Here is a 1,821-nt window from a genome sequence, read left to right on the forward strand (position 1 = left end):
CAGAGCACCCCTTCTCCCGAAGTTACGGGGTCATTTTGCCGAGTTCCTTAACGAGAGTTCTCCCGATCATCTTAGGATTCTCTCCTCGCCTACCTGTGTCGGTTTGCGGTACGGGCACCTCTTTCCTCACTAGAGGCTTTTCTTGGCAGTGTAGGATCAGGGACTTCGGTACTGTAATTTCCCTCGCCGTCACAGCTCAGCCTTCACGATTGCGGGATTTGCCTCACAATCAGCCTTACTGCTTAGACGCGCATTTCCATTCGCGCGCTCTCCCTACCTTCCTGCGTCCCCCCGTCGTTCAAACGGAAAGGAGGTGGTACAGGAATTTCAACCTGTTGGCCATCGCCTACGCCTTTCGGCCTCGGCTTAGGTCCCGACTAACCCTGAGCGGACGAGCCTTCCTCAGGAAACCTTAGGCTTTCGATGGACAAGATTCTCACTTGTCTTTCGCTACTCATACCGGCATTCTCACTTCAAAGCGCTCCACCAGTCCTTCCGGTCTGACTTCACCGCACTTCGAACGCTCCCCTACCACTGTACCTGACGGTACAATCCATAGCTTCGGTGATACGTTTAGCCCCGGTACATTTTCGGCGCAGAGTCACTCGACCAGTGAGCTATTACGCACTCTTTAAATGGTGGCTGCTTCTAAGCCAACATCCTGGTTGTCTGGGCAACTCCACATCCTTTCCCACTTAACGTATACTTTGGGACCTTAGCTGATGGTCTGGGCTGTTTCCCTCTTGACTACGGATCTTATCACTCGCAGTCTGACTCCCGCGGATAAGTCTCTGGCATTCGGAGTTTGACTGAATTCGGTAACCCTGTGGGGGCCCCTAGTCCAATCAGTGCTCTACCTCCAGGACTCTAGCCGCGAGGCTAGCCCTAAAGCTATTTCGGGGAGAACCAGCTATCTCCGTGTTCGATTGGCATTTCACCCCTACCCACACCTCATCCCCGCACTTTTCAACGTGCGTGGGTTCGGGCCTCCATTCAGTGTTACCTGAACTTCACCCTGGACATGGGTAGATCACACGGTTTCGGGTCTACGACAACGTACTGTGGCGCCCTGTTCAGACTCGCTTTCGCTGCGGCTCCGCTTTCTCAGCTTAACCTTGCACGTTATCGTAACTCGCCGGTTCATTCTACAAAAGGCACGCTGTCACCCGTTAATGGGCTCCAACTACTTGTAGGCACACGGTTTCAGGATCTCTTTCACTCCCCTTCCGGGGTGCTTTTCACCTTTCCCTCACGGTACTGGTTCACTATCGGTCACTAGGGAGTATTTAGCCTTGGGAGATGGTCCTCCCGGATTCCGACGGGGTTTCACGTGTCCCGCCGTACTCAGGATCCACTCAGGAGGGAACGAAGTTTCAACTACAGGGCTGTTACCTTCTTTGGCCGGCCTTTCCAGACCGCTTCATCTACCCCGTTCCTTTGTAACTCCATGTTGAGTGTCCTACAACCCCAGAGGGCAAGCCCTCTGGTTTGGGCTGTTTCCGTTTCGCTCGCCGCTACTCAGGAAATCGCATTTGCTTTCTCTTCCTCCGGGTACTTAGATGTTTCAGTTCCCCGGGTCTGCCTTCTCATATCCTATGTATTCAGATATGGATACCATCCCATTACGGATGGTGGGTTCCCCCATTCGGAAATCCCCGGATCAATGCTTACTTACAGCTCCCCGAGGCATATCGGTGTTCGTCCCGTCCTTCTTCGGCTCCTAGTGCCAAGGCATCCACCGTGCGCCCTTTCTAGCTTAACCTTTAACATGATCATCAGCTTTCGCTGCTGAATCATCTTTTCATGATCGCAAGATCATGG

1 rRNA gene is annotated in these 1,821 nt (G+C 53.2%); it reads right to left on the bottom strand.

The features are described 5' to 3' along the window. Positions 1-1,762, bottom strand: a 23S ribosomal RNA gene (locus ABHN01_RS02730); the annotation flags it as partial. Between the last annotated feature and the right edge of the window lie 59 nt (positions 1,763-1,821).

The organism is Fictibacillus sp. NRS-1165, from assembly GCF_050468105.1.
GTDB lineage: Bacteria > Bacillota > Bacilli > Bacillales > Fictibacillaceae > Fictibacillus_C > Fictibacillus_C terrinigri.